We start from the raw sequence: 4706 nt of genomic DNA, 5'->3' as shown, positions 1-4706 counted from the left end.
TTTCCTTCATGGGAACGACTCGTACGTCGACGAGTTCGATCGTGACGGCCGGACGACCCTCGGAATCGAGCACTGAGAACCGCTGTAGAGCAGCATCCGGTCGGCGGGGCGGGCCCGGGAGGCGTCCGGGAAGGCCCCGAGGTAGGGGGCGAGGAGCGCCTGGTACTCCGGTTCGTCGGTGACGAGGACGCGCACACCGGGGAGGTCGAGCCCGGCGAGCAGCGGCAGTCGGGCCCGTTCGGTGACCAGTACCGGGCACTCGGTGTGCAGGATGTCCCGGGCGAGTTCCGCGCCGCGCCGGGTCGGATTGATCCCGGCGACAGCGGCCCCGGCCAGCGCGGCGGCCCCCAGCCAGAGCGGGAACTCCGGAGTGTTGTCGAGAAGGACACCGACATGGGGCACGCCCCCCGGCGGCAGCAGATCGTCCAGCAGAGCCGCCCGAGCGGCAGCCCCGCCGGCCACCTCGTGGTGACTGTAGACCCGCTCCCCACACCACAGCCCCGGCCTGTGGTCACCCCATCGCGCGGCCACCGCTTCAGCGATCGTGCGTATCTCGGAGTCCATGAGGAGGCAGCGTAACTGACACTCCGTCAGATGTAGAGCGCCCCGCACGTCACGGCGCCAGGTCGCCCCACGCCGAAAAGATGAAGTGCGCCGCCCCCATGAACGTCAGCGCGAGCCCGATGAAGACCACGAGGAAGGCCAGCGAGCACCCCGTCCCCACCGCCAGCCTCCCCTGCGCCGGCGGCCGCGCGGTGGCCCCCTCCGGCCGCTCCGGCAGGTAGTACACCGTCACGAAGTCCCCCTCGACCACGGTCCGCGGCCCGTTCCGCTCGTCGATGCGGACGACCCGCCCCTCGGCCGTGGTGAACTCGTACACGTGGTGCAGCGTGGTCGTCACGGCCGTGTCCCCCGCGCCGCCGCTGGTCGTCGTGTACGCCCGCAGACAGCGCGCCTCGGCCGTACGCCCGTGACGCCACGCCCGGCTGATCTCGCTCGACCGCCGCAGCGTCCTGACCACCCCGAAGACCCCGAGCACGACGAGGACGCCGGGAATGATGTAGAAGAACGCTTCCATGAAGCCCATGAGAGTCCCCCGGTCCGAACACCGGTCCGACTGACCGGCACGGCGGGAACGTACCTCTCCGGCCTGCGGCGGGTCCTCAAGCGAAGCTCAGATCATCGCCGTGTTACGCACCCGTCGAACGACCCGGGTCAGAACGTGACGTCCGAGCAGGCGTAGAACGCGTTGCCCGTGTCGGCGATCGTCCAGACCGCCAGGATCACGTGGTGACCGCTCAGCCCCGTGGGCAGCGTGCCGCTGTGGCTGAGGGTGGCCGGCGGACGTTGACCGTTGTAGGGGACGGTGAGGAACGGGGTGGTGTTGAGGTCCGAACGGGCGAGGGCGTGGTCCTGGTTCCAGCCCTGTCTGGTGACGTAGTACTTGAAGTCGGTCGTGGCGTGCATCGCCGTGAACTGCCAGCGGAACGTGTACGACTGCCCGCCCGTCACCCTGGTCGTGGGCCAGGCCCCGCCCGCCGGGGTCCTGGGCGAGCTGAGCTGGGCGAACCGGCTGAGCCCGCCGTTGCAGAGCTGACCGTCGGCGGGACCGGCCGCCGGGAACCCCTTGGGGCCCTCGACGCTCTGCGGCTCGTACTGGATGTCGCCGCAGCCGGTCACCGTGCCGTCGGCGCAGAGCTTCTGCCTGCTGACGGGGAGGTCGGTGTAGCCGTGTCCGCTGGCACCGCCGGTGGAGAGCGCGAAGGCTCCGGCGGTCGCCGCACCGAGCACGACGGCCGACACCTTGGTCCGTTTACGCATGCTGCCGCTCCTCGTGAACGTGGGGGAAGTCCGGTGAGCCGTGCAGGTCTAGACCAAGTCCCAGATTATTGCCGCCTGTTGACCGTGTCCATATCAAAGACAGGTCCCGGACACGTCCGCACCCGTCACGGCGCGGACCCGGTGCGCCCCGAGCAGAACGCCACCGTCAGGTCCCGCACCAGCACCTTGCGCTCGTAGTCGTCGAGTTCGACCAGGCCGCGCATGGTCAGCCGGGTCACCGTGTCCTCCACGGAATCCACGACGGAGGTGAGCACGGTCGCCCGCTGCTGGGCGTCGAGCGCGGCGATCCGGCGCCGGTGCATGGCCTCGGCCACCTCCGGGGCGTACGCCACCCGGACCGGCTGCACGGAGAACACCTCCAGACCGATCCCGGCCGCGTCCGCCGCCACCCGCCGGGTGAGCGCGTCCGTGGCGGCCTCCACCGAACCGCGCACCCCGCCCGGCACCTCCACCGGCACCCGGGCCAGCGCCGCCTCCACGCACTCGCGCAGATACGTCTCGTGGTCCTCGACGCCGAGCACGGCCCGCGCGGTGTCCCGCACCCGCCACACCACGAGCACGGCGACCCGCAGCGCCACCCCGTTGCCGTCCGCCGCCGGCATCTCCTCGCTGCGCCAGTGCCGCAGCCGGACGTCGACGCGGCGCCGCAGGTGCAGCGGGTTGATCCAGAGCAGACCGGTGCGCCGTACCGTCCCCCGGTAGCGGCCGAACAGACCGAGCACCCGGGCCTGTCCGGTCACCCCGCGCGCGAGCCCTCCGAACCCGCACACGCCGAGCGCGCCCGCCCCGGCGTACGCGGCCCACTGCGCCGGACCGAGGCCCGCGCCCGCGGACGCCGGAAGCCGCAGGGCGTGCACCGCGAGCGACGGCAGCGCCCCGGCCCACCAGGAGGTGGCGAGGGCCCCGGCCACCCCGCCGAGCCCGGCGAGCACCCCGACCGCGCCGGGCAGCACCCGGGCCGGGCTCTCCACCAGGTCGGGGTCGACGGCCGCGGCCGGCCGGGGTCTGCCGAGGGCCGGGCGGCGCAGCCGGGGCTGTTCGCCGGTGCCCTGCCGGCGGGCGACGACCGCGGGCCGCAGCGGCACCGGGACGGGGGCGGGGTCGTCCCGGAACAGCAGGTGGACGGGGATCTCGGTGGTGGCCTCGTTCTGGATCAGCCGGGGGACCGGGCGGGTGGGCGGCCCGCTGTCGAGGGGGTCGCCCGATTCGGGGGTGTGCTCGGTGGTCGTACTCATGCCTGCCTCCAGCCTCCGCGCCAGATGCGTCAGGTGATGGGTTCGTGCGTGCTCGTGGGGGCCGTCACAGGAACAGCCGGCGCCAGGTCTCCGGGCCCGGGTAGCCGTCGGCCGCGCCGCCGCGCCAGCCCTGGGCCCGCTGGAACGCCTCGACGGCCCTGCGGTCCGCGTCGCCCCAGCGCGGCCCGGGACCGTCGGTGTAGAAGCGGCCGTACCCCTTCTCGACCAGCCGTCTGCCGAGCCGGGTGACGTGGTCGTTGTCGGCGCCCGGGCGGAAGTAGTTCTTGCCGGGGTAGCCCGGCACCCCGTGCGAGGCGGGGTCGGCCGGGGTCCCGGCGGGCCCGATGTCCTTGCCCCGGCCGGTGGTGAGCAGTTCCCAGGTGCGCGGCCCCGGCAGTCCGTCGGCGGCGGCGCCGGTCCAGCCCTGGGCCTGCTGGAAGGCCCGGGTGGCGCGCTGGTCCGCGGGCCCCCAGACCGGCCCGGGGCCCGTGCCGTAGAGGCTGCCGGCGCCCCGGGCGACCAGCATCCGGCCGAGCAGGGTGACGTACTTGTTGTCGGCGCCGGGGCCGAAGTAGGCGGCGCCCGGGAACGGCCCGGCCGCCTTCCCGGCCTGCGCGCCCGCCGCGCCCGGGTCCGCGACCAGGCCCTTGTACCGGTAGGGGACGTACTTGGCGGAGTTGCTCCAGTAGGCATACGGGGTCGACTGCCGGCGGGCGTGCGGGGGCGCCTGCTCGTAGGCCGTGTAGTAGGTGTGGGTGTGGTCCGTCCAGCCGCCGAAGAGCACGACGTGGGAGCTCTTCTCGGGGTCGGCCGGGTTGTGGAAGAGCAGCATGTCGCCGGGCTGGAGCTCCGCCTTGGTGATCTTCGTGCCGAACTGGCCCAGGCTGCCGGTCCACTCGTTTCCGGTCAGCCCCCAGGCCATGGAGACGTAGCCGGAGCAGTCCTGCCGGTATCCGTCCGTCCAGTAGAGGCTCATGCTGTACGGCACCTTGGCGGTGACCCAGCTCTTGGCGCGGTTGATGATCTCCGTACGGGTGAGGGGCGGAGCGGTGACCGGGCCTTCGACCGGCGCCCCGGCCGGGCCGTGCAGGGGGGACTTGACGCCCTGCGGGGTCGCGGGGTCGGGGTCCACGGGGACGGCGGACCGGTGGGGGGCGGGCGGGACGCCGTGGGCGGCGGCCGTCGGGGCGCCCGCGGCGAGGGCGGCGGACGCGGCGGCGGCCACGACCAGCACGCCCCGGGCGGCCGGGTGCCCGCCGAAGCGGCCGGGCAGCGGGGCGGGGGCCACCCGCCGCCAGTGGACGCAGCCGGGGCATTCGCAGTCGTTCGCGGGGTCGAATTCCTCGAATACCGGGGCCGGCATGCGATTCCCCTCACACTTCGGGTGGATATGTCCGGGACTGTGCACATTGATCAGTTTCCCAACTGTCGTCCCGGTGCGCATGCTGACGGTCCGAATGATGTACGGCGGGGGGCGGACGGAAGGCGCCCCGGTGGCCGGTGGTCGGAGCACACCCGCCGGTCGGGTAGAGTTCTCGATGTCAGCGAGCGCCGCTAGCTCAGTTGGTTAGAGCAGCTGACTCTTAATCAGCGGGTCCGGGGTTCGATCACCGCGACGGCCGCGGACGC

General features: G+C 73.2%; 4 protein-coding genes, 1 tRNA gene and 1 pseudogene. 1 reads left to right on the top strand and 5 read right to left on the bottom strand.

Annotation, left to right across the window (positions count from 1 at the left end):
- Positions 1–75: 75 nt before the first annotated feature.
- The 5 genes and pseudogenes from ABZ646_RS40325 to ABZ646_RS40305 all read right to left on the bottom strand — a co-directional run.
- Positions 76–564, bottom strand: a pseudogene (locus ABZ646_RS40325) (AMP-binding protein); the annotation flags it as partial.
- Positions 565–613: 49 nt separating this feature from the next.
- The gene (locus ABZ646_RS40320; protein ID WP_360530857.1) at positions 614–1078 is read right to left on the bottom strand and encodes a DUF3592 domain-containing protein; all 465 of its coding nucleotides are present in this window, start codon (positions 1076–1078) and stop codon (positions 614–616) included.
- 137 nt (positions 1079–1215) lie between these two features.
- Positions 1216–1821: a lytic polysaccharide monooxygenase gene (locus tag ABZ646_RS40315; protein WP_360530854.1), complete on the bottom strand. Its 606-nt coding sequence runs from the start codon at positions 1819–1821 to the stop codon at positions 1216–1218.
- A 125-nt stretch (positions 1822–1946) separates the two neighbouring features.
- Positions 1947–3077, bottom strand: coding sequence for an SPFH domain-containing protein (locus ABZ646_RS40310; protein WP_360530851.1), 1131 nt, complete (start codon positions 3075–3077; stop codon positions 1947–1949).
- A 64-nt stretch (positions 3078–3141) separates the two neighbouring features.
- Positions 3142–4440 (bottom strand): peptidoglycan-binding protein, encoded by a 1299-nt coding sequence (locus ABZ646_RS40305; RefSeq protein ID WP_360530848.1) that lies wholly within the window; start codon positions 4438–4440, stop codon positions 3142–3144.
- A gap of 181 nt (positions 4441–4621) precedes the next feature.
- Here ABZ646_RS40305 and ABZ646_RS40300 point away from each other — a divergent pair.
- Positions 4622–4701, top strand: a tRNA-Lys gene (locus tag ABZ646_RS40300).
- The last annotated feature ends 5 nt before the right edge of the window (positions 4702–4706 follow it).

This window comes from Streptomyces sp. NPDC007162, from assembly GCF_040634175.1.
Taxonomy (GTDB): Bacteria; Actinomycetota; Actinomycetes; order Streptomycetales; family Streptomycetaceae; genus Streptomyces.
The sequence above is the reverse complement of the archived record's forward strand: the minus strand, read 5'-3'. Positions and strand labels throughout refer to the sequence as shown.

Excerpts from the sequence above, each read along its gene's own strand:
- ABZ646_RS40305 (WP_360530848.1), bottom strand. The coding sequence starts at position 4,440 with ATGCCGGCCCCGGTATTCGAGGAATTCGACCCCGCGAACGACTGCGAA.
- ABZ646_RS40310 (WP_360530851.1), bottom strand. The coding sequence starts at position 3,077 with ATGAGTACGACCACCGAGCACACCCCCGAATCGGGCGACCCCCTCGAC.
- ABZ646_RS40320 (WP_360530857.1), bottom strand. The coding sequence starts at position 1,078 with ATGGAAGCGTTCTTCTACATCATTCCCGGCGTCCTCGTCGTGCTCGGG.
- ABZ646_RS40315 (WP_360530854.1), bottom strand. The coding sequence starts at position 1,821 with ATGCGTAAACGGACCAAGGTGTCGGCCGTCGTGCTCGGTGCGGCGACC.